This window comes from Halorubrum trueperi, assembly GCF_042662525.1.
GTDB lineage: Archaea > Halobacteriota > Halobacteria > Halobacteriales > Haloferacaceae > Halorubrum > Halorubrum trueperi.
This window is the reverse complement of record NZ_JBHSXI010000001.1, coordinates 238,739-259,879: the sequence shown is the minus strand read 5'-3', so window position 1 is coordinate 259,879 and position 21,141 is coordinate 238,739. Positions and strand designations below refer to the sequence as shown.

Below are 21,141 nucleotides of genomic sequence, written 5' to 3'. Positions count from 1 at the left end.
GCAATCGATCGCCGCTGGATGTGTGCTGCGCGGTGAACTCGCCAGCTTCAAAATGGATATATAAATCAGGCGCTCAGGCCGACCTGATCGTCGTCGAGTTGTATGGTAACTATGCACACAAAACGTCCGAGATAACTGCGAAGTCAGGCGGTTTTGGACGTCGAAATCGTCACATCCATTCCGACGCTCGATCGGGACTCAACGATGGGTTTATATAGAATCACAAACAATCAAGCGTTGTATGAGCCAGCGAATGCAGCAAGGTCAGCCGATGATCATCATGGGCGACGACGCCCAGCGCGTCAAGGATCGTGACGCACAGGAGTACAACATCTCCGCGGCGCGCGGCGTCGCCGAATCCGTACGCTCGACGCTCGGGCCGAAAGGGATGGACAAGATGCTCGTCGACTCGATGGGCGACGTCACCATCACGAACGACGGCGTCACCATCCTGCAGACGATGGACATCGACAACCCGACCGCCGAGATGATCGTCGAGGTCGCCGAGACCCAGGAGGACGAGGCCGGCGACGGCACGACGAGCGCGGTCGCCATCGCGGGCGAACTGCTGAAGAACGCCGAGGACCTCCTCGAACAGGACATCCACCCGACGGCGGTCATCAAGGGGTTCACCCTCGCGAGCGAGTACGCCCGCGAGCAGGTCGACGAGGTCGCCACCCCGGTCGAGCCCGACGACACGGAGACGCTGAAGAACGTCGCCGAGACGTCGATGACGGGGAAGGGCGCGGAGCTCGACAAAGCGGTCCTCGCCGACCTCGTCGTCCGCGCCATCCAGGGCGTCACCGTCGAGGCCGACGACGGCTCGCACGTCGTCGATCTTGCGAACCTCAACATCGAGACGCGCACCGGTCGCGCGGCCGGCGAGTCCGAGCTGCTCTCCGGTGCGGTCATCGACAAGGACCCGGTCCACGAGGACATGCCGACCGACTTCGAGGACGCGAACGTTCTCCTCCTCAACGACCCGATCGAGGTCGAGGAGGCCGACGTCGACACCGCCGTCAACGTCGAGTCCCCCGACCAGCTCCAGCAGTTCCTCGACAAGGAAGAGGAGCAGCTCCGCGAGAAGGTCGACCAGATCGTCGAGAGCGGCGCTGACGTCGTCTTCTGTCAGAAGGGCATCGACGACCTCGCGCAGCACTACCTCGCGAAGGAGGGTATCCTCGCGATCCGTCGCACGAAGAAGTCCGATATCAGCTTCCTCAAGAACGTGCTCGGCGCGCCGATCGTCAGCGACCTCGACTCGCTCACCGCCGACGACCTCGCGGTCGGTACCGTCACGCGCGACGCCGAAGATGAGCTGTTCTACGTCGAAGGCGAGGACGCTCACGGCGTCACCCTCCTGCTTTACGGCACCACGGAGCACGTCGTCGACGAGATCGAACGCGGGATCAACGACGCGATCGATGTGGTCGCGACGACCGTCTCCGACGGTCGGACGCTCCCCGGTGGCGGTGCCATCGAGGTCGAGCTCGCGAGCCGGCTGCGCGACTACGCGGACTCCGTCTCCGGTCGCGAGCAGCTGGCCGTCGAGGCATTCGCCGATTCGCTCGAACTGATTCCCCGCGTGCTCGCCGAGAACGCCGGGCTCGACTCCATCGACCTGCTCGTCGACCTGCGCGCGGCCCACGAGGCCGGCGACGCACACGCCGGGCTGAACGTCTTCTCCGGCGAAGTCGAGGACACGGCCGCGGCCGGCGTCGTCGAGACGGCCCACGCGAAGGAGCAGGCGATCGCCTCCGCCGCCGAGGCCGCGAACCTCGTCCTGAAAATCGACGACATCATCTCCGCGGGCGACCTGTCGACCGCGGGCGACGGCGACGAGGGCGGCGCGCCCGGCGGCGGCATGGGCGGCATGGGTGGCATGGGCGGAGCGATGTAAGCGAGGTTCCGTAGGAACCTCGTTACCGAGCGGGGAGCGAACGCGACCCGCGAGGGTCGATCTCCCGGTAGGTCACACCGCTCTCCATACCCGTTCCGACCGCGCACTGCATCTCGAACACGCACGCTCGCCTTCCCCCGATCTCGTTTTTTGCTCCGCTGAAATCCGTCGTCTGTGAGACAGTCGTTTCGACGGCGGTCAGTCGATCATGTGGCGAGCGACTGCGAGAGTATGGATCTCAGTGGGTTGGGGTGGTCGTTTATAAATGAGAAAGTGGTGTCGCTGGCAGCTGGTTATATATCGTTGCTGACGCAGTGAACACCTCCAAAGCCCCAGCCGCTCGGGTTTAAATCGGTGCTGGCGCGGTGAACACTTCCAAAGCCCCAGCCGCTCGGGTTTAAATCGGTGCTGGCGCGGTGAACACTTCCAAAGCCCCAGCCGCGAGGGCGAAGGCGGCCGCAGCAAGGACCGCAGGAGCGAACGGAGTGAGCGACGAGGACCGCAGCAAGGCCTCCGAGTCGTCGCGGCAGCGAGGCGCAGAGCGCCTCTGGCAGCCGGCGCGGAGCGCCGGCGACTGCCCCTTTGAATCCCACCCCGACTGCACCGCACCCGCACCTCACGCCTCCCCAGCCTCTCCGCTCGTGCCTTATAAAGGCGCTCGCGGCGTCCCTCGCGGGCTCCTCGCGCCCTACCGGGCGCTCAGAGGCACAGGGCGAGAGCGAAGCTCTCGCTTGCAGCCGGCGGCTCCGCCGCCGGCGACAGCGAGGCGCAGAGCGCCTCTGGCAGCCGGCGCGTAGCGCCGGCGACGCCACCGTACCCCCTCGGTCAGTTATAAGCAGTCGTCGCCGCCGCGCTCGTTCGTTTACATACCACGTCGCTGGCGGCGGTCTGCGATCCCTACTCCCGCTATCGCTCACCGCTGTCCCGTACGCAACCGAGAAGCAGCGTTCAGCGACTAGTCGAGAGTGTTCGAGCGCTGCGGTCCTCTCGACTCGACTCCGTCGGCGTCGTCGCTCCGTCGGCGTCGTCACTACGCGACTGAGATGAGAAACGAGAGAAGTCGAACCGAAACCGCGACGGGGCGGCTTACTTGCCCTGGCGGTCGTTGCCGGTGACGCTCGGGCGGGTCTTCTCCGTGCCCTTGCCGCGCGTGCGCTGGCCGCGGCCCTTGGTGCCGGCGGAGGTGAGTCCGCGGAAGGCGCGACCGCGGTGGTCGTCGGAGGTGATCCAGCCGAGGTCGCCGTCGTTCTCGATCGCGGGGTGGGCGGGGTCCACGAGAATCACTTCGTGCCACTTCTGGGAGCCGTCCTCGCCGACCCAGTAGGAGTTGAGCACGCGGAGGTTTCGGTACTTGCGGGAGGCGCGCTCCTCCGCGATGCGCTGGATCGACTTGCGGCGCGAGAGGCGGTTGACGCCCTGGCGCTTCGAGCGGCGGCCCGCCTTGTGGCGCTGCTTGCGCGAGCCGCCCTTGCGGACGCTCACGCGGGCGACGATGACGCCCTGCTTGGCCTTGTAGCCCAGTTCGCGGGCCTTGTCGAGGCGGGTGGGGCGCTCGATGCGCTCGATCGCACCCTCGTCGCGCCACTCCTGTTTGCGCTGCCACTGCAGTTCCGCCAGTTTCCCCTCCTTGGGGGACCGCCATGCGTCCTTGATGTGCGAGTAGAAGCTTCGTGCCATTGGTGTGTCCGCGGACGGTTGCGATTCAGCCGCGAGGCGGCCACATGTCGTCTCGTCCCGGACGCAGGACCGCGACGGCCCCGAATCCGGCGGCGAGTGCCCGCTGTGTCCGCACCAGCGAGTTGCCCGTACTTCCCGCGGTTCGCCCTTAACCGCTTCGCTACGGCGTGCGCGTGGGTGTCGGTGGCACGCGCGGGTAGCCCGGGGGAGTGAGAGCATGCACACGATCAGACGATCGGGTGCATAACAGCCGACGGCAACGACCGAAGTGAGTTCCCGAGGACAGTCGAAGGCGTCGCTCGTCGACGGTCGTTCTTCAAGGCGAGTCTGTCGTCGGAACGCTCTCGACGCCGACAGCGCCCCGGCTGCCGAGGCGGATCGCTCCGCGCGGACAGCTGACACTCGGGCTAGAGCCGGGGGTCGGCGGGGGTCGGCGGGGGTCGGCGGGCGGCGGGGGTCGGCGGGATTCGGCAGGGTTCGGCGAATCTGGCATCGAACGGCTGGTGCGTCAAGCTCGCCGAGGGACCCATTGCGGTCGGAGAAAACCGGCGACGACGAACGACCGATCCGCCTGTCACACCGAGATCGGTTCGACGCGCCATCGAGACGCGTGTGCCTCTGGCTTCGTCGCCGGCGGGAGTCTGAACACGGTCACGGTACGAATAGCTACCGAGTCGTGCAATTCTGGACGCGGTCGTCGTCGCGGTAGTGTCGTCGCGGTAGTGTCGTCGTGCTCGCCGTCGCTATCGCGAGTCACCGTTCGGGCACAGATCGATCAACACGAGCGCAGGGGGTCGCCTCCGCGGCGGTCGGTCGTCACTCGGTGTCGAACGCGTCGGCGACGTCACGGTTCTCGGCGGCGAGTCGCCAACGGCTTGAACACCGAGTTTCAACGATGATTTATCACTCAAATTCAGAGACGAAATCTTCGGACAGCTCATCAGCGAGTTCTCCACCTGTAAGCCACGTTACCTGACCACGATCATATCCGTATTGTGGTATCAAGGAGCGTGCCGCTTCACCCAACGGAATATCGTTCGTGACAACTGTGACCCGACGTGCAGTTCCGCTATGAAGCATTTCGAGAGCCAATCCAACCACCTCCGTGTCCGTCTTCTCTACAATATCTTCTGGACGATCACTCGCCGTTGCAATGAACGCCCGCGCTTGATCCATCACCTTCGAGACATCTGCGACCGAATACGTCGGGCTTTCGGTGACTTTCATCCAGCCCTCTCGGATTGCGTCGTCGACAGCGGTGTCTGAGAGTGAATACGCCTCCAGTGACGGGTCGCCGGCTACTTCGGCGTACACTTGTGGTGGAACCCGGAAGACAACGTCTCGCTGACGAGCCTCGCGAGCCAAGGCCTGAAAGCGAGTGCTTTCCCGGCGTCCACAACTGATGAGAACCGAGGAGTCGAGCAGAATTCCCACGTCGTTTCTCATCCCGGAGTCACTCCTCGACGACCGGTCGGAGCGCGTCCAGGATGATCCCCGCCTCCATCGGTGTGATCGATTGCTCGCGGGCCATGATGCGGTGTGTCACCGAACCGTCCGCGTGCTCGCGGGCGTAGTCGAGGGCGACGGCGAGCCCGTCCAACCCGTGTCGATCGAGGTACGTCTCGATGTCGTCGTCTCGCTGTCCGCGGGCGACCGCTTCGATGAGCGCGGGAGTGATTCGGCGTTCGGCGTCGCCCTGGATCAGTTGGAGGTCGACGTCCAGCGCGGTGTAGGTCGCCGGGCGGCCCTCGTTGGATTGTTCGATGAAGCCCGCGGCCTCGAGTTCGTCGACGTACTCGTAGACGGTCCGCTGTGGAATGTCGAGCTCGTCGACGAGCGCTCGGACTGGCGTCTCCGGGTGCCGACGGAGATACGTGTAGATCCACGCTTTGCGGGCGTTCAACAGTAGTTCGAACGCGGTCCCGCCGGTACCGAGCGGAGTCGCTCGATTCGCGTCTCTCGTGGCCATCTCTAACTGCGAATTGCACGCAACTCGCAATAAGACTTGTCTTCGGTTGTCGGCGAGTGCGGATCGTGGCGATCGCGGTGCGACCGCTTGCAGTGGGCGCGAGAGTAGCGCAGTCGTCGTCGCGGTAGTGTCGCGGTAGTGTCGTCGTGCTCGCCGTCGCTATCGCGAGTCACCGTTCGGACACAGATCGATCAACACGAGCGCAGGGGGTCGCCTCCGCGGCTGTCGGTCGTCACTCGGTGTCGAGCGCGTCGGAGACGTCCCGGTGCTCGTCGCGGTCGGCTGCCGCGACTCGGCGGCCGAGTTCTCGGCGATTGTCCGCCATCACTCGTCGAGCGGCGTCAACGCTTCGCGGTCCGCGTCCTCCAGTTCCCGGAAGCGCTGCTTCAGGTCCTGTCGGCGGCGCTGCGTGGCGAGTTCCCGCAGGAGGTCGTCGTACGTTTGTTCGGGCGCTTTCAGCACGTCGAGTGCCGTCCGCGTCTCGTCGGTCACCGGGATGCGTTTGTCCGCCGGCAGAGCTCTGTCCGGGCGTCCGAGGCTGGAAGGAGTGAATCGTACTGGTGTGCCGAGGGCTCGTCAAGTCGCTCGAGCGATTGCTCGACGACGCGTGATCGGTCGCTGTCGAGGTATCGATCTGCATTCGAGTGCGATCGTCGCAGTCGCTGTCGCTGGTGGGTGCAGTGCGATAAAGAAAGACCGCGTGTGGGTCGGCCCGCGTGGGCCGGTAGTTAGCGAGTGTGGGGTCTCGCTGCTGCGTTACTCGGTACGCCGCGTAGCGAGGAGCGCAGCCGCGATGAGGGCGACGAGCGCGACGAGTGCGCCGAAGCCGGGCGTGGAGTCGTCGGTGTCGTCACCGTCGTCTCCATCCTCACCGTCGTCGGAGCCGTCGTCTCCGTCGTCGGAGCCGTCTTCACCGTCGTCGGTGCCGTCTTCACCGTCGTCGGAGCCGTCGTCACCGTCTTCACCGTCGTCAGAGCCGTCGTCTCCGTCGTCGGATCCATCTTCACCGTCGTCAGTGGATTCGACGAGGATGGCATCGGCTTCTTCAATATTGGTGCTGCCGACGCGGAAGTGGAGCGTCGCTTCGTTGTCGACTTCACCTTCGGTTGTGTCTATCGTCGCCTCGAACGTGCCGTCCTCAGAAATCTCCGCATCATTATCCGTCAGGATGAACTGTGTGGAGACATCCGAAGACGAGCGCAGGCGCACACTTACGTCCGATCCGGGCGCGACGTTCGTGGTACCCGTGATGGACGCTTCCTCGTCGACTGCAACTTCGACGAAGTCGTCAGCGTTCTCGTTGTCGAAGGATGCTTCGCGGTCCGCCAGATCGAAGCTGGCCTCTGCGGACGCCTCATCACCTGCCGCAAAGTATGGGAACGAGTCATCACCGTCGGTACTATCCCACTCCGGCGGGGAGTTTGCATCGTCGAATCGGTAGCGATTGTCATCAGTCACGTACTCGTAGGTGACATCGAAGCTGTCACCGTCGGAGACGGACTGGTCGAACGTATCCTCGTTGCTCGTGTCAGCGACGACGAAGAACTGGCCGTCACCGAAGTAGACGGTCGTCTCCGCGAAGTTAAGCTCCGCCGGTTCCTGATTCGCAGTCGCCGACGTGGCTTCGACGTCGAAGTTCACACCCTGCTCGTTGGCGTCATCAACGAGGGTGTTAAAGACATCACCGTCGATACCTTCGTTGAGATTCGTGAGGTCATTCCCGCTCTCTTGTGCGATATACCCCTCGATACCGGTTGCTTCGACCTGAATGACCATCCGATCGTCCAGAGCGATATCTTCACTTTCGGTCGCGTCTTCGAGGAGTTCCTCGACGTCGTCGGCGTCATCCGTGCTACCAGCGGGTACCGTGTGCGTGGTGATACCGTCGATAGCCGGCTCGACGAGGTCGAGCGTTGCGATATCTCGTTCGTTCTCGACGACGAGGTCACCGTCATCGTCAACAGAGAACGCGCCGTTGCTCGCGATCAGGTCGTACTCGGTCGGCTGGAGCGGCCGTGCCAGATCACCCTGATCGAGTCCGTTAGAACTCGTTCGGAAGTCGGCAGTATCGGTGAACGGATCGCCGTCATCGTCCTCGAACGACGCTCCTTCGCTAACTGCGTCGGGCTCGACGATGTCGTCTTCCGAGGAGTACGCGTTAGCGGTTTCATCAGTTCCGAGCGTCCGCGTGTTGACCTGGAAGGTTACTTCGTCGTCATCGTTGTCGTCTTCGACATAAACCACGTCGAAGTAGCCAACGTCGTTACCGCCGATGCTGACGAAGGTGCTGTCGGAATCGTCGAGTTCGACAGTGATCTCAGCGATATCACCCGCCGCAGTGGTAGTGATACCGTCGGCAAAGTCCGCCGAAACATCTTCTTCTTCGAGCGTCATCGACGCGCTGTCGCTGGCTTCCGTGTCGTAGACTTCGAGGTTGAATTCGTAGTCGCCGGCATCGATATCCGTGTTGCTGAAGTCGGCAACGATGGAGTCGTCTCGGTACCCGCGGACAATGATCTCGTCGTCATCCTGATTCTCGGCGCGGTCGACACCGTTGACGGTGCTTTCGCCCTCGAACAGATCGTCGAGATCGTCGTAATCAAGGCCGTCAGCACTGATGTTGACGTTGTAGCTGTTCCGCTGCGATTCGACCTGGAGTTCGGCCTCTTCCTCGCCGGAGTCGTAGGTATCCTCTGCCCACTCAGCGCTGAGTTGCTGAACAGTCAGCTCGAAGGTGTTGTCGCGTGTTTCATCAAGGTCTGGCCCACGAAGGAAGTAGTCACCGGATTCGAGGGAATCGGTGTCGATCGTGAGATCGCCGTCGGAATTCGTTTCGTACTCGGCCTCGAACGTACTGGAGCTAATGTCATCTCCATCGTACTCGTCGACCGAACGGAGTACGTACCCCGTGTCAGCTTGGATGTCTACCGCGTTGACAATTTGACCCTGATACACAATACCGGGGTTGGTATCGCCGTCGACAACGAAGTCGACGTCGGTCGGGTTACTCGTTTGAGCGGTCGCAGAGCCGGCAAAGCCGACAGCAGCCATGGAGAGAACCATGAGCAGACTGAAAAAGACCGCACCGACTTTTCTGCGTGTGTTGGTAGTGTTTGTCATTGTGTGATGTTGGTGGTTGGAGTGCGTCGGTCGCTTTCGCGACGGAGGGAATCTGCATGTGTAATGTGAGCCGGTTTTGGTAAATACTTTGTGTGGATGAAATGTCCAAGAAACACCGGATACCAAGCGCCTCAGCACTCAAGAACCATCTTTGGATAATGAAGAGGGCGGCGAACACGATCAATGACAAACAGCGTAACTCAGGAGTGTCAATTCACATCACGAAATGCACATCAGTGAGATGGCATTCGAGGTAAAGCCGCGGATGACGACTGGTTTCTCGCGGTGGTTCTGTTGCTCGCGGATTCAACGCTGACCGATCGCTGACGGTGGAGAAGCGCGACCGAGATGCAGTCGATGAGACGAGAGCTCGGAGGATCGCTGTCGCTCAGGAATTGAGCCAAATAAAGAAAACCGCGTGTGGGTCGGCCCGCGTGGGCCGATAGTTGGGTAGCTGCGAGTCGCGAGCGCGGCAGCGACGTTAGTCGTTGCGGCGGGTCGCGAGGAGCGCAGCCGCGATGAGGGCGACGAGCGCGACGAGTGCGCCGAAGCCGGGCGTGGAGTCGTCGGTGTCGTCACCATCGTCTCCATCGTCACCGTCATCGGTGCCGTCGGACCCGTCGTCCGAGCCGTCTTCGCCGTCATCGGATCCATCCTCACCGTCGTCGGATCCGTCCTCACCGTCTTCACCGTCTTCACCATCCTCACCGTCTTCACCGTCTTCACCGTCTTCGCCATCCTCACCGTCTTCGCCGTCGTCGACGGATTCGACGAGGAGGGCGTCAATCTCTTCGATGTTGGAGCTGCCGACGCGGAAGCGGAGCGTCGCTTCGTTGTCGACCTCACCTTCGGTCGTGTCGAGAGTCGCTTCGAACGTGCCGTCCTCGGAGATCTCCGCGTCGTCATCCGTCAGGATGAACTGCGGGGAGACGCCCGAAGCCGAGCGCAGGCGGACGCTGATGTCCGTGCCCGGGGCGACGTTCGTCGTGCCAGTGATGGACGCTTCCTCATTGACAGCGACTTCGACCTGGTCGTCAGCGTTCTCGTTGTCGAAAGTCGCCTCGCGGTCCGCCAGCGAGAAGCTGGCTTCCGCGGACGCGTCGTCACCTGCCGCGAAGTACGGGAACGAGTCAGCGTTTGCGTTGATGTTCCACGCAGGCGGCGAGTCAGTGTTGAAGCGGTAGCGCTCATCATCGTCAGTCACGTACTCGTAGGTGACGTCGAAGCTGTCACCGTCGGAGACGGACTTGTCGAACGTGTCGTCGCTGCTCGTGTCAGCGACAACGAAGAACTGGCCGTCATCGAAGTAGACGGTCGTCTCCGAGAAGTCGAGCTGGGCCGGGTCCTGGTTCGCAGTCGCCGACGTCGCTTCGACTTCGAAATTCACGCCTTGTTCGTTGCCATCGTCAACGAGGTCGTTGAGGACTGCACCGTCGACGCCCTCGTTGAGCGAATCGAGGTCCTCACCGGACTGCTGGGCAACGTAGCCTTCGATACCGTCAGCTTCGACCTGAACGACCAGCCGGTCTTCCAGGGCGATGTCTTCGACCGCAGTCGCGTCTTCGAGGAGTTCCTCGACGTCGTCGGCGGCGTCAGTGTCATCGGCGGGAGCCGTGTGCGTGGTGACGCCGCTGACGGTCGGCTCGACGAGGTCGAGCGTCGCGATGTCGTGTTCGTTCTCGACGACGAGGTCACCGTCGCTGTCGACGGAGAACTCGCCGTTACTCGCGATCAGGTCGTACTCGCCAGCCTGAATCGGCCGCACCAGATCGCCCTGGTCGAGACCGCCAGAGGCCTGACTGAAGTGCGTGGCGTTATCGAAGGGAGTACCGTCCTCATCTTCGAACGTCGCACCGTTGTCGGCCGCATCGGGTTCGACGATATCGTCCTCCGTGGAGTAGGCGTCGTCAGATGCGTTCGTACCGAGCGTACGCGTGTTGACCTGGAAGGTCACTTCGTCGTCGTCATCGTCATCCTCGACGTAGACGACGTCGAAGAAGCCGACATCCTCGCCACCGATACTGACGAAGGTGCTGTCGGAGTCTTCGAGTTCGACCGTCACTTCGGTGATGTCACCGGCCGCGGTGGTGGTGACGCCATCTGCGAAGTCAGCCGAGACGTCTTCTTCCTCAATCGTCACCGAGGCACTGTCGCTCGCTTCAGTGTCGTAGACTTCGAGATCGAACTCGTAGTCGCCGGCGTCGATGTCGGCAGCACTGAAGTTCGCCTCGATGGAGTCATCCCGGTAACCCCGGACGATAATCTCGTCGTCGTCAGAGTTCGCGTCGTGGTCGACACCATTGATCGCGGTGTCACCGAAGATAGCGTTGAGTTCCTCGTAGTCAAGGCCGTCAGCGCTAACGTTGACGTTGTAGGAGTTCCGCTGCGACTCAACGTTGAGTTCAGCCGCTTCCTCACCAGTGTCGTAGGTGTCCTCGTCCCACTCAGCACTGAAGTCCTGAACGGTCAGTTCAAAGACATTGTCTCGATTCTCATCGAGACCTCCACCGCGGAGGAAGTAATCATTAGATTCGAGATTGCTCGTATCAATCTCGATTTCACCGTCAGTGGCGGTATATTCGCCCTCGAACGTACTGGACGAGACGTTATCACCGTCGTACTCGTCAACCGAACGAAGGACGTAGTCTCCATCACTGAGGCTACTGGCGACTATTTCCTGTCCCTGGTAGTAGATGTTCTGTGAGGAACCACCCTTCACTGCGTAATCAACATTACTGTCTCCGCTATTGTCATCATCAGTAATGCTAATTGTTGCGAGTGAGAAGTCGGTGATGTCTGAATTAGTACTATCTTGGACTGAGAGATGAGCGTCCTCATTCACGTTACTGTCGACATTTTCCCACGTCACATCAGCGCTAAAGCTGACAGTAAGAGTCTGATTGTCTGCCGACGTATCAGGACTGACAGAGAACGTCAGTTCATTGTTGGTCCCGTCACCTGCATCAGCAAGTGAAGGGCCGGACGTGGTACTGAAGGACTGTCCAGTGTCGTTTTCGATGCTGAAATCATCTGGGCCACCAGTGATTTCACCTTCATCCGGAAGGGTGACTTGGAAATCATCGGTGTCTCCATCGTCAGAAACATTGTCAACCGTAAACTCTACGTCGTGGGTCACCGTGGTGGATTCAGTCGGATTCTGGTTAGTGAACGTGTCACTAGATGGTGAATCCGCCGCTGCTGCGGTACCGGCGAAGCCGGCGAACCCAACAGCAACCATGGAGATGACCATAACCGCCGCGAAGAAGACCGAGCTGGCCTTCTTTCGCGTGGATGTATTGTCGTTTGTCATTGTTGTTGTGTGTTGTCTGCGTCGACCACAGCAGCTTTCCCGGCACCTCGCGCCCGATCTTCGTCGCCGCCGACATCATCATCAGAGTGCGACCGGACTCGGCTTTCGGTACTTAATACTGCAGTCATTTGGGTAGGGGTTGCGTGTGAGACATGCAGCGGTCGATATAAATGCTTTGTGGGGTGTGCGGTGTGTGTGAAACGGTGACAATGCCGCGTTGAGGGCTGAGACGCCCGATCCGCGTTCCGGGGGCGGCAGGTTCGCCTCGATTACGAGTATATATACCCCCGATCGGGGCGATCTGATGGGGGAGCGCCCGAGGCGCAGCATTCGCGCAGCGCTCCGACCGACTCGGTTCAAGATGGTGGTGACACGTCCCGAGCGCTCGCGCGTGTGCGCGAGTGTAGAAGAAATCATTGGGGTGGTGAGAGAGCGTGTAGTGAGCCGACGGCGAAGACGTCGGCACGGGGCGGCGGCGAGAGCGACCGACCGCCCGGACCGCCCGGAGCGACGACGCCGGTCCGAACGTCGACGCCGGTGCGACTTGCGGTCTGGGCTGCCGAGTACCGATAACTGAACCCCGCAGATCGTAATACAGTATAAATACGAAGGTAAAAGAATCCATAACAGCAATGGCCGCAACCAACAGTGAACACATGACCCGCTCGCGCGGACTAATCACGTTCACCGAACGGGAACGAATAGCGGATATAGAGGGTGTTGAGAATTCAAAACGCTATCAAGCCATTTTCAGAGTTCGCCGTCGAATCAACGAAGAGGTGGTCGAAGAAGTAGATCTGCACAGGAAATATCATCCGGATCTCCTCGAAAAACTGCAAGCTGTCGTGTGTAATGAGGAATGACAGACTACGAGGTGACGCCGCCGCCGGATCGGCTGGCCGACCGCGTGCAGCTTCGCATCGCGTTCTCAACGGAACGCGGCGAGGTGACGCAGTTCATGATCCAACTGGAATACTGGCTGGAGGGCGACTGGTGTGAGGTCGTCCGCTACGACCACGACCGTGACGCACCCGGAGGCCATGACATCACCGAAGAAGGCCTGCATCGAGATGTCTACCGGGAGGGGAAGAAAATCCGGTCGGAAGATGTCTCGCCGCCGATCCCGGCGAACGAGGGGTTCGATGCCGCCGAAGAAGATTTACGCGAGAACGTCGAAGGGTGCATCAAGAGGTTCGAAAAATGGCACGAAGTGAAAGACAAGAGTGGCCTGTGAGCGACGAAGAGTTCGAGTCGATGCCCGAACGCATCAGCAGCCACTTCGACCGGGTACGCGACTTGGTGGAGCAGGAGACCGACGACTCCGACGCCTGAGCGAAACTTTTTTGCAGTTCGTTTTCTTGGTAGCCATCTGCTTGGAGACAGAAGGTTCGCGTCCCGATAGTCTGATTCCTGACGGAGGGAATTCGGGTCGCGGTCGACGTTCCTCTTCGAGACGCTCGCTTGTTCGGCGGCGACGCCGCGGACGACGTGCTCCGCTTTCTGGCGCGACACCGCGACGAGTCGTTCTCGATGACCGAGATCGCCGAGGCGGTCGGCTACTCCCGACTCGCTGCCGATAGAAATTGTACGCCGTTGACCCGGTGAGAGACGGTAGGTGTTTTTGCGGGACACGGCCCCACGTGATCTGTTCGTTCCAGTCGTTGATCTTCTTCAAAATCCGTGTCGCACCGTCCGAGTCATCCTGCTGGATCGCTTCGATATCGTCAGACGCTTCCGGGAGAATACGGAGTTTGCTCGGTGAACGCGGCACGTTACTCGTCGAGGTCGATTCCGAGATCGGCCGCTACCTCTGCAACCGTGAGGAGCTCGTCTTCTTCGGCTTCGTCGAGCGCTTCAGCGCGCTCGGAGAGTACCGCCCGCTCGTCCGGCAACAGCTCGTCTTCAGCCGGGGTGTTTGGGATCTCTCCGTCAGTAGCCATGTGACACAGTGGGCGCGTCATACAGGTAACTGTTTTCACGGAGGCGTTCGATCCGTGTTTTCTGCATATCGATGGGATAGAGTTTCACGGGTTTCCGCACCGTCACCACATTCTGTTGAGCCGATAGAGATCGTCTCTTCGATTCGCTCGCCCACGTCGATCGTCCTCGTTCGTCGGATGTTCGTAGTACAGTTGGCGTGATCTCCGGTCGTCCGTCGCCACTCGAATCCACCAGCGTTGACGAGTACCGTGACGACCTCGTGTCCTAAAATGTCCGTCTCCCCATCTACTCGAGTACGTCCGGCGGCTGCTGGTCACCCGTCGTGTTGTCCGCCGGATCGATTCCCATCGCCTGGAATTCTGCGTCCGTCGGTTCGCGTCCGGTGGCTCCGTGGTAGCGGGCGATCGCATCATCGAGGGTTTCGAGGACGGTACCGCGTGCGGGTCCGTGCGTCGTCACGCCCGTCTCAACGTCTTTGGCGATCCACCACTCGTCTGTTCGCCAGCAACGGATCTCATCCGCGTGGTCGTCGCCCGCTCTCGTCGACGTGGCCATTGCGTGTATGCTACGTCCTGAAACCGGAATACTGAGTTGGGTGGTGCGTGGGACACCGGCGTCGTCGGTGGCGACCCTCGCGCGGTGACCGATACCGAGCGACGCCGCAATCGAGGGTGCAAGCGACTGTGCGAGCGACGTGCGATCGACGGTGACACACTACCAACGGCCGAGCGGGCAGATGACGACGGTAGCGTGGAAGCTGGGGGATGCGACGTACGCAACTGCAGCGCGGTGACCATCTCCAACGCTCCAGACGTTCGTTTATACGTGATCGTTGCTGGCGCGGTGAACATCTCTAACGCCCCAGCCGCTTACTTATAAACAGGTCACGGCGCGGTGAACATCTCCAAAGCCCCAGCCGTGAGGCGAGCGCACGCTCGTTGCGCTCCTCGTCACTCGCTTCGCTCGTTCCTGTGGTGCTTACTTCGCCTGCGCCCGCCTCACGACTGCCCCTTTGAATCCCACCCCGCACCACATCCGCACCTCAGGCCTCCCCAGCCTCGTCGGCCGCCCTCCGCGTTGCTCCGGACGACCGACTCCCTCGCGGGCTCCTCGCGCTCGCTTAAAAGCGAGCGCTCAGAGGCGCGCCACCGCCTCGATTTATCACAGATCGTTGTCAGCAGCGTCAAAGACGTCTGGGCGGTGCGGTGGCGTGCCCGGGAGTGGCCCGGAGGGCCGCGACCGGACCGCGAGGGACGCGGCGAGCGAGGTGCGAGTGAAACGAGCACCTCGAATGCGAGCGGCGAAGCCGCGAGCAACGAGCCGCGAGGTTGGGGAGGTATGAGGTGTCGGGCGGAGTGGGGTGGGACTCAAAGGGGCAGCCGCGAGGACGAAGCACGGCGACGGAAGCACCACAGGAACGAGCGAAGCGAGTGACGAGGAGCGCACCGAGCCGCGCGAGTCGTCGCGGCTGGGGCTTTGTAGGTGTTCACCGCGCCAGCAACGATCACGTATAAGGGAGCGACTGGGGTGTTATAGGTGTTCACCGCGCCAGCAACGATCACGTATAAACGAACGTCTGGAGCGTTGGAGATGGTCACCGCGCCAGCAACGATCACGTAGAAGCGAGAAACTGAGAGTATCAAAACACTCACCACGGCAGCAACGAGCACGCATGAGGAGTACTGAGTCGACTCCACTGTTCGTGACTGTGCGTTCGGGTCGCCCACGCGCAGTAGTTTTAGGCCGCCTGAGCCCGAGTATCGGATAGGCGCGGTCGGGCGTGCGCACCGCCCCGGGTAGGGGGTCACGCCCGGCCGCGCCGTATTCCCCCGGGATCGACGCTCGCGGCTCGGGCGTCGACCGCCGCGAGACGGTCAGCGCGGCGAACTGTCGCGCGATCGACGCGCGAACGCGACCCACAGAGGCACACCCGTGTGAGGCACACGGCCCGCGGGTCGCACGTCCGCTCGGTCCGTCACTCAGAGGAACACATAGATCCTCGCTGACAGATGTGTACGTAGTTACGGGCGGTTCCGCCGTCCCACGAGACTCACTCGTCCGCCGCGAACAGCCCGGCGACGATGGTGTCGATCAGCGCGTCCTCCACGCGCTCGTACGCCACGTCGCTCCCCCCGATGGGGGCGTCCCGCGAGCGCGCGACGAACACGAGCGCGTGGAACAGCGCGTCGACCAGTTCGGGGTCGTCGAACCGGAACCCCTCGACGGCGGCCCACCGACTGGCGAGCGGTAATTCCGCGTCTCCCGCGTCTCCCGCATCCACCACATCCACTGCATTCCTCGCGTCTGCGTCGATCGACGCCGCCTCCGCCGCCGAGAGTCGGTCCTGGAGCGCCCGCAGCTCCCCGTCGACGATCAGCCGCGAGATCAGGGGGTTCGACCGGACCTCGCGGAACATCGTCCGCAGAAGCGCCCGGACCTCCTCGCGCGGCCCGTCCGCAACCTCGACCGCCGACTCGATCTCGCGTTCGAGCGCGGCGCGCTCGACCCGAAGCACCGCCACGTACAGCGCCTCCTTCGAATCGAAGAACTGGTAGAACGTGCTCGTCCCGATCCCGACCGCCTCCGTCACGTCCTTGATCCGCGTGCGCTCGAACCCGAACCGATCGAACAGCTCCCGACCCGCCTCGATCAGCTCGGCCCGGATCCGCTCGCGCTCGGCCGCCGAGAACCCGCTCATCGCGCTCCCCCGCCGGTGCCGTGTTCCGGACCGGAACCCTGCCCCCTCCCAGCAGCCAGTCTCGCGCGCTGTCGTTCCATCGAGCACGGCTACGAATCCAAAAACAAAGACGTTATGGATTCGTGAACGGACGGATAACCGTGAAGCGCACGGCGGCGTCCTCCGACCCGAATCGGACCGAATCGACGCGTCCGGACCGTTACGGCGGCTCTGACCCGGTTCGGACCCGCGGAGAGTCCGGCGCGGGGCCGCGGGACGCCGTCGCGACGCGGGATTCAGCATGAAACGGAACACAGTGGTCGTCTCGGTCGTGGTACTGGTGCTGGTGACGAGCGGAACGGCCGGCTTCGCCGCGGGAGCGACACCGACGGCCGACGCCGCCGGGGCACAGAGCCTCGACGCGGGCGCGGTCGGCGGTTCCCTCGCTGACGAGGGCGATGGCACGATCGGCACCTCCCTCGCCGACGGGGCCGCGACGACGCCGTTCCAGACGGCCGGACAGGAGCTCCCGTTCGTCCGCGGGTCCCCCGACCTGAGCGTGTCGACCGCGAGCCCGACGGTCACGCCGGGACAGACGAACGAGCTCGCGCTCCAGGTGACGAACGACGGCGACCTGGACGTCGGCATGGGCGGTGACGCTCGGGCCATCGTCACCACCGCGCGCAACGTGCGCGTCGAGGCAGACGCCGAGGACACCCCACTCACCGTCGAGACGGGGACGGTCGCGATCGGCTCCGTCACCGAGGACCGGCCGGGCGAGGCACCGATCGCGGTGACCGTGCCCGAGGACGTCGAACAGGGGACCTACGAGATCGACGTCGAACTGGAGTACGCCTACACCCGCCAGCAGTCGGGCGGCGTCACCTACGACCGGTCCGCGACCGTCACGGAGGAGGTCGAGGTGGAGGTCTCCGACGACGCGCGCTTCGAGATCGTGAACGCCACGACCGACGCGCAGATCGGCGGCGAGGGGATGCTCGAAGCCGAGATCGAGAACGTCGGTGCCGACACCGCCCGCGACGCAAGCGTCGTCCTGGAGTCGTCGAGCGGGGGCCTCGCGTTCGGCGAGAGCGCCAGCGACGCGGCCCGGATCGACGAACTGGCCCCCGGGGAGACGAGGACCGTTCGGTACGACGTCGGGTTCGCCTCGGGCGCGCCAGTGCGCGAGTACGCCCTGAGCGGCTCCGTGCAGTTCGAGACGAGCGAGGGGCTCCAGCGCGCCGACGAGGCCATCTCCGCCGGTGTGACCCCGGGCCCCGAACAGCGGTTCGCCGTCGACGACGTCGAGTCGGACCTGTACGTCGGCGAGGAAGGGACCGTCACCGGGACCGTGAGAAACGACGGGCCGAACGAGGCCCGCAACGTCGTGGTGCAGTTCGCCGAGGAGTCGGAGAACGTGATCCCGATCGAGCGCTCGGTGGCCGTGGGGACGCTGGGGCCGGGCGAGTCCGACGAGTTCCGGCTCCCCGTCGAGATCGGCGGCGAGGCGAAGGCGATCGACCGCACGGCCGATATCGCGGTCCGGTACCGGAACGCCGAGGGCGAGACGCGCGCGTATCAGGACCTCGAGCTCCTGTTCGATGTCCAGCCGAAGCGCGACCAGTTCCTCGTCGAGGTCGACGACCGGGAGATCGAGACCGGGACGGGGACCGAGATCGACGTCCGGATAACGAACAACCTCGACGAGACCGTCACGGACGTCGAGGCGCGCCTGTTCGCGGACGACCCGCTCGACAGCGGCGACGACGAGGGGTTCGCGTCGGCGCTCGAACCCGGCGAGTCGACCACGATGACGTTCGACCTCGAGGCGTCGGGCTCCGGGACGGCGAAGACGTACCCGATCTCCTTCGACTTCCGGTACGACGACGCGGATGGGAACAGCCAGCTGTCGGACACAACGCGGGTCCCGATCGACGTCGTCGAGGGCGAGGGCGGGTTCCCTGCGGGGATCGCGCTCGGCGTCCTGGCGCTCGTCGCCCTCGTCGCCGGCGGCGTCTACTACGCCAAGAGGCGATAGATGGGCCGCGCCGGTCAGCGGATCGAGGACGGCGTCGCCCGGCTCAACGAGTGGATAGTCACGCGGCCGCGGACCGTCATCGCGCTGTTCCTGGTGATGACCGCGGTCTTCGCCGGCGGGATGACCGCCGTCGAGACCCAGACGGACGCGACGGCAGGCTTCTCCGAAGACCTCCCCGAACAGGAGGCGCTCGACGCGATAAACCGCGAGTTCGAGGATCCGTTCGAAGCCGACGACGAGACCACGCAACTGATCCACGACGGCAACGACGTCCTCAGCCGAGAGGAGCTGGTCACCATGCTCCGACTGCTGGAGCAGATCGACGAGCGCGAGGACCTCCGGATGGAATCCGCGACCGGGCCGGCGACGATCGTCGCGCAGTCGCTGGACCCCTCGGCGGAGACGCCGAGCGCACAGCGTCTCGCGGTGGAGTCCGCGACCGACGCCGAGATCCGACGGACCGTCCGGCGGCTCAGCGAAAATCAGCAGTTCTCGGCGGTCGTCTCCGACGACTTCAACCCGAACGATGCGTCGGCGTCGACGACCGTCACGGTCGTGACCCACGACGTGCCGCGGGGGTTCGACGACCTCCAGTCGGTCCAGACGGAGATACGCACGCTGGCGGACGACGAGCCCGCCGACATCCGGGCGTTCGGAAGCGGGATCGTCAACGCCGAGACGGGGAGTATCATCACCGACTCGCTGTTGATCGTCATGCCCATCGTCGTGATCCTCCTGTTGGGGTTCCTCGCCGTCGCGTACCGGGACCCGATCGACCTCGCGCTCGGGCTCTCCGCGCTCCTGATGACGCTCGTCTGGACGTTCGGGTTCCTCGGGATCTCGGGGATCCCCTTCGATCAACAGCAGGTCGCCGTCCCGGTACTGCTGTTGGCGGTCGGCGTCGACTTCGGGATCCACTTCATCAACCGGTACCGCGAGGAGACCGTCAAGGGGTACGACGCCGTCCCCGCGATGCGGATCGCCGCGAACCAGCTGGCGATCGCGTTCGTCATCGTCACCGTGACCGCGGTGTTCGGCTTCGGCGCGAACGTCGTCTCCGACCTCGAACCGATCCGGAACCTCGGGCTCGTCTCGGCGGTCGGGATCGTGTTCACCTTCCTGATCTTCGGGCTGTTCCTGCCGGCCGCGAAGCTCGAACTCGATCGCCTCCGCGATCGCTACGGAGTCCCCGAGTTCGGGTCGACGCCGATCGCCTCCGAGGAGTCGGCGCTTGGGCGACTGCTGTCCGTCTCGGTCACCGTCGGGGAGCGCGCTCCCGCTCTGTTCGTCGTCGCGTTGGTGCTCGCCGCCGGCGGGCTGGGCGCGTACGGCGCGGGCGTCGACACGACGTTCGAACAGGAGGACTTCCTCCCGCCCGAGGAGGAGCCGGGGTACGTCGACTACATTCCCGAGCCCTTCGCGCCCGGCGAGTACACGGTCACGAACACGCTGAACCTGCTCGAAGAGAACTTCGAGGCGAGCCAGGACACGTCGATAACGATATTCGTCGAGGGGCCGATGACGGAGGACCACGCGTTGGAGGCGCTCGCCGAGCCCAACGACGATCCGCCGGACGCGCTCGCGGTGGGGCCGGGCGGCGGGGCGGAGACGACGAGCATCGTGACCGTCATTCGGTCGCACGCGCAGTCGGACGAGGAGTTCGCCGCGCTCGTCGCCCGCAACGATCGGGACGGGAACGGCGTTCCCGACCGCAACCTCGACCGGATCTACGCCGAGCTGCTGGAGTCGTCCGCGGGACCGCGGGCCGCGCAGTACCTCACCGAGGACCGCCGCGGGGCCCAGATCGAGTACACCGTCGAGAGCGGCGCGACGCAGCGGGAGATCGCGGCGGACGGCGCGGAGCAAGCCGACCGGTTCCGCTACGCGGCGACCGCGACCGGGCAGATCATCATCTTCGACGCGATCTCCGGGATCATCTTCGAGTCCGCGATCCAGGGGCTCGTCCTCGCGGTGGTGCTGACCGGGGTGTTCCTCGTCATCACGTACGGCGTCCTCGAAGGCATGCCCCTCCTCGGGATCGTGAACGTGTTCCCGATCACGGTCGCCGTCGCGTCGCTGGTCGGCACGATGCGCCTGCTCGGACTGCCGCTCAACGCCCTGACGGCGACGATCCTCTCCATCGCGATCGGGATCGGGATCGCCTACTCGGTCCACATCACCGCCCGGTTCATCGACGAGTACGGCGACAGCGGAGACAACGGCGACAACGGAGACAACGGAGACAACGGAAACAACGGCGACGTCGCGGCGTCGCTCAGGACGACGCTGACGGGGACCGGCGGCGCGCTGACCGGGAGCATGCTCACGACCGCGCTGGGGACCGGTGCACTCGCGCTCGCGATCACGCCCGTGCTCGGCAACTTCGGCCTGCTCATCGCGTTGAGCGTGATCTACTCGTTCGTCATCTCGGTGGTCGCGCTCCCGCCGGCCCTCTTCCTGTGGGACCGGTACCAGACCGGCCGGCGACGTGGTATGTAACGGAAAGAGC

At 63.5% G+C, this 21,141-nt stretch carries 16 protein-coding genes and 1 pseudogene; 6 read left to right on the top strand and 11 right to left on the bottom strand.

The window, feature by feature from the left end; all coding sequences use genetic code 11:
* The first annotated feature begins 253 nt into the window (after positions 1-253).
* On the top strand, positions 254-1,900 hold the full coding sequence (gene thsB / locus ACFQEY_RS01260) for a thermosome subunit beta (protein ID WP_379765075.1): 1,647 nt from the start codon (positions 254-256) through the stop codon (positions 1,898-1,900).
* A 1,086-nt stretch (positions 1,901-2,986) separates the two neighbouring features.
* Here the strand turns inward: thsB and ACFQEY_RS01255 are convergent.
* The 7 genes from ACFQEY_RS01255 to ACFQEY_RS01225 form a co-directional block, all read right to left on the bottom strand.
* Positions 2,987-3,577 carry a 50S ribosomal protein L15e gene (locus ACFQEY_RS01255; protein ID WP_379764002.1) on the bottom strand — a complete coding sequence of 197 codons (591 nt, stop codon included), beginning with the start codon at positions 3,575-3,577 and terminating at the stop codon, positions 2,987-2,989.
* 903 nt (positions 3,578-4,480) lie between these two features.
* Positions 4,481-5,023, bottom strand: a complete 543-nt coding sequence (locus ACFQEY_RS01250; protein WP_379764000.1) for a hypothetical protein — start codon at positions 5,021-5,023, stop codon at positions 4,481-4,483.
* 7 nt (positions 5,024-5,030) lie between these two features.
* A complete protein-coding gene (locus ACFQEY_RS01245; RefSeq protein WP_379763997.1) occupies positions 5,031-5,546 on the bottom strand; it encodes a DUF7437 domain-containing protein in 516 nt (171 codons plus the stop codon).
* Between the two features lie 324 nt (positions 5,547-5,870).
* Positions 5,871-6,038: a hypothetical protein gene (locus ACFQEY_RS01240; protein ID WP_379763995.1), complete on the bottom strand. Its 168-nt coding sequence runs from the start codon at positions 6,036-6,038 to the stop codon at positions 5,871-5,873.
* A gap of 264 nt (positions 6,039-6,302) precedes the next feature.
* Positions 6,303-8,666, bottom strand: coding sequence for a BGTF surface domain-containing protein (locus ACFQEY_RS01235; protein ID WP_379763993.1), 2,364 nt, complete (start codon positions 8,664-8,666; stop codon positions 6,303-6,305).
* 481 nt (positions 8,667-9,147) lie between these two features.
* Positions 9,148-11,385, bottom strand: coding sequence for a BGTF surface domain-containing protein (locus ACFQEY_RS01230; RefSeq protein ID WP_379763990.1), 2,238 nt, complete (start codon positions 11,383-11,385; stop codon positions 9,148-9,150).
* Between the two features lie 457 nt (positions 11,386-11,842).
* Positions 11,843-12,058 (bottom strand): hypothetical protein, encoded by a 216-nt coding sequence (locus ACFQEY_RS01225; RefSeq protein WP_379763988.1) that lies wholly within the window; start codon positions 12,056-12,058, stop codon positions 11,843-11,845.
* A 550-nt stretch (positions 12,059-12,608) separates the two neighbouring features.
* Here ACFQEY_RS01225 and ACFQEY_RS01220 point away from each other — a divergent pair.
* The 3 genes from ACFQEY_RS01220 (at position 12,609) to ACFQEY_RS01210 (ending at position 13,581) form a co-directional block, all read left to right on the top strand.
* Positions 12,609-12,839 (top strand): hypothetical protein, encoded by a 231-nt coding sequence (locus ACFQEY_RS01220; protein ID WP_379763986.1) that lies wholly within the window; start codon positions 12,609-12,611, stop codon positions 12,837-12,839.
* Entirely contained in the window at positions 12,836-13,210 is a 375-nt protein-coding gene (locus ACFQEY_RS01215) for a DUF7718 family protein (protein WP_379763984.1), read from the top strand. Before ACFQEY_RS01220 ends, ACFQEY_RS01215 begins: the two co-directional genes overlap by 4 nt.
* A 227-nt stretch (positions 13,211-13,437) precedes the next feature.
* On the top strand, positions 13,438-13,581 hold the full coding sequence (locus tag ACFQEY_RS01210; RefSeq protein WP_379763982.1) for a hypothetical protein: 144 nt from the start codon (positions 13,438-13,440) through the stop codon (positions 13,579-13,581).
* Between the two features lie 167 nt (positions 13,582-13,748).
* On the opposite strand, the gene ACFQEY_RS01205 is transcribed toward ACFQEY_RS01210, so the two are convergent.
* The 4 genes and pseudogenes from ACFQEY_RS01205 to ACFQEY_RS01190 all read right to left on the bottom strand — a co-directional run bounded on the left by ACFQEY_RS01205 (position 13,749) and on the right by ACFQEY_RS01190 (position 16,615).
* Complete coding sequence (locus ACFQEY_RS01205) at positions 13,749-13,916, bottom strand: hypothetical protein (protein ID WP_379763979.1); 168 nt, start codon at positions 13,914-13,916, stop codon at positions 13,749-13,751.
* A gap of 153 nt (positions 13,917-14,069) precedes the next feature.
* Positions 14,070-14,202, bottom strand: a pseudogene (locus tag ACFQEY_RS01200) (type II toxin-antitoxin system HicA family toxin); the annotation flags it as partial.
* A complete protein-coding gene (locus ACFQEY_RS01195; protein ID WP_379763976.1) occupies positions 14,203-14,472 on the bottom strand; it encodes a type II toxin-antitoxin system HicB family antitoxin in 270 nt (89 codons plus the stop codon).
* A gap of 1,495 nt (positions 14,473-15,967) precedes the next feature.
* On the bottom strand, positions 15,968-16,615 hold the full coding sequence (locus tag ACFQEY_RS01190; protein WP_379763973.1) for a TetR/AcrR family transcriptional regulator: 648 nt from the start codon (positions 16,613-16,615) through the stop codon (positions 15,968-15,970).
* A gap of 280 nt (positions 16,616-16,895) precedes the next feature.
* Between ACFQEY_RS01190 and ACFQEY_RS01185 the strand changes: the two genes are divergently transcribed.
* Both ACFQEY_RS01185 and ACFQEY_RS01180 read left to right on the top strand, forming a co-directional pair.
* Positions 16,896-18,632 (top strand): COG1361 S-layer family protein, encoded by a 1,737-nt coding sequence (locus tag ACFQEY_RS01185; RefSeq protein WP_379763970.1) that lies wholly within the window; start codon positions 16,896-16,898, stop codon positions 18,630-18,632.
* On the top strand, positions 18,633-21,131 hold the full coding sequence (locus ACFQEY_RS01180) for an efflux RND transporter permease subunit (protein WP_379763968.1): 2,499 nt from the start codon (positions 18,633-18,635) through the stop codon (positions 21,129-21,131).
* The last annotated feature ends 10 nt before the right edge of the window (positions 21,132-21,141 follow it).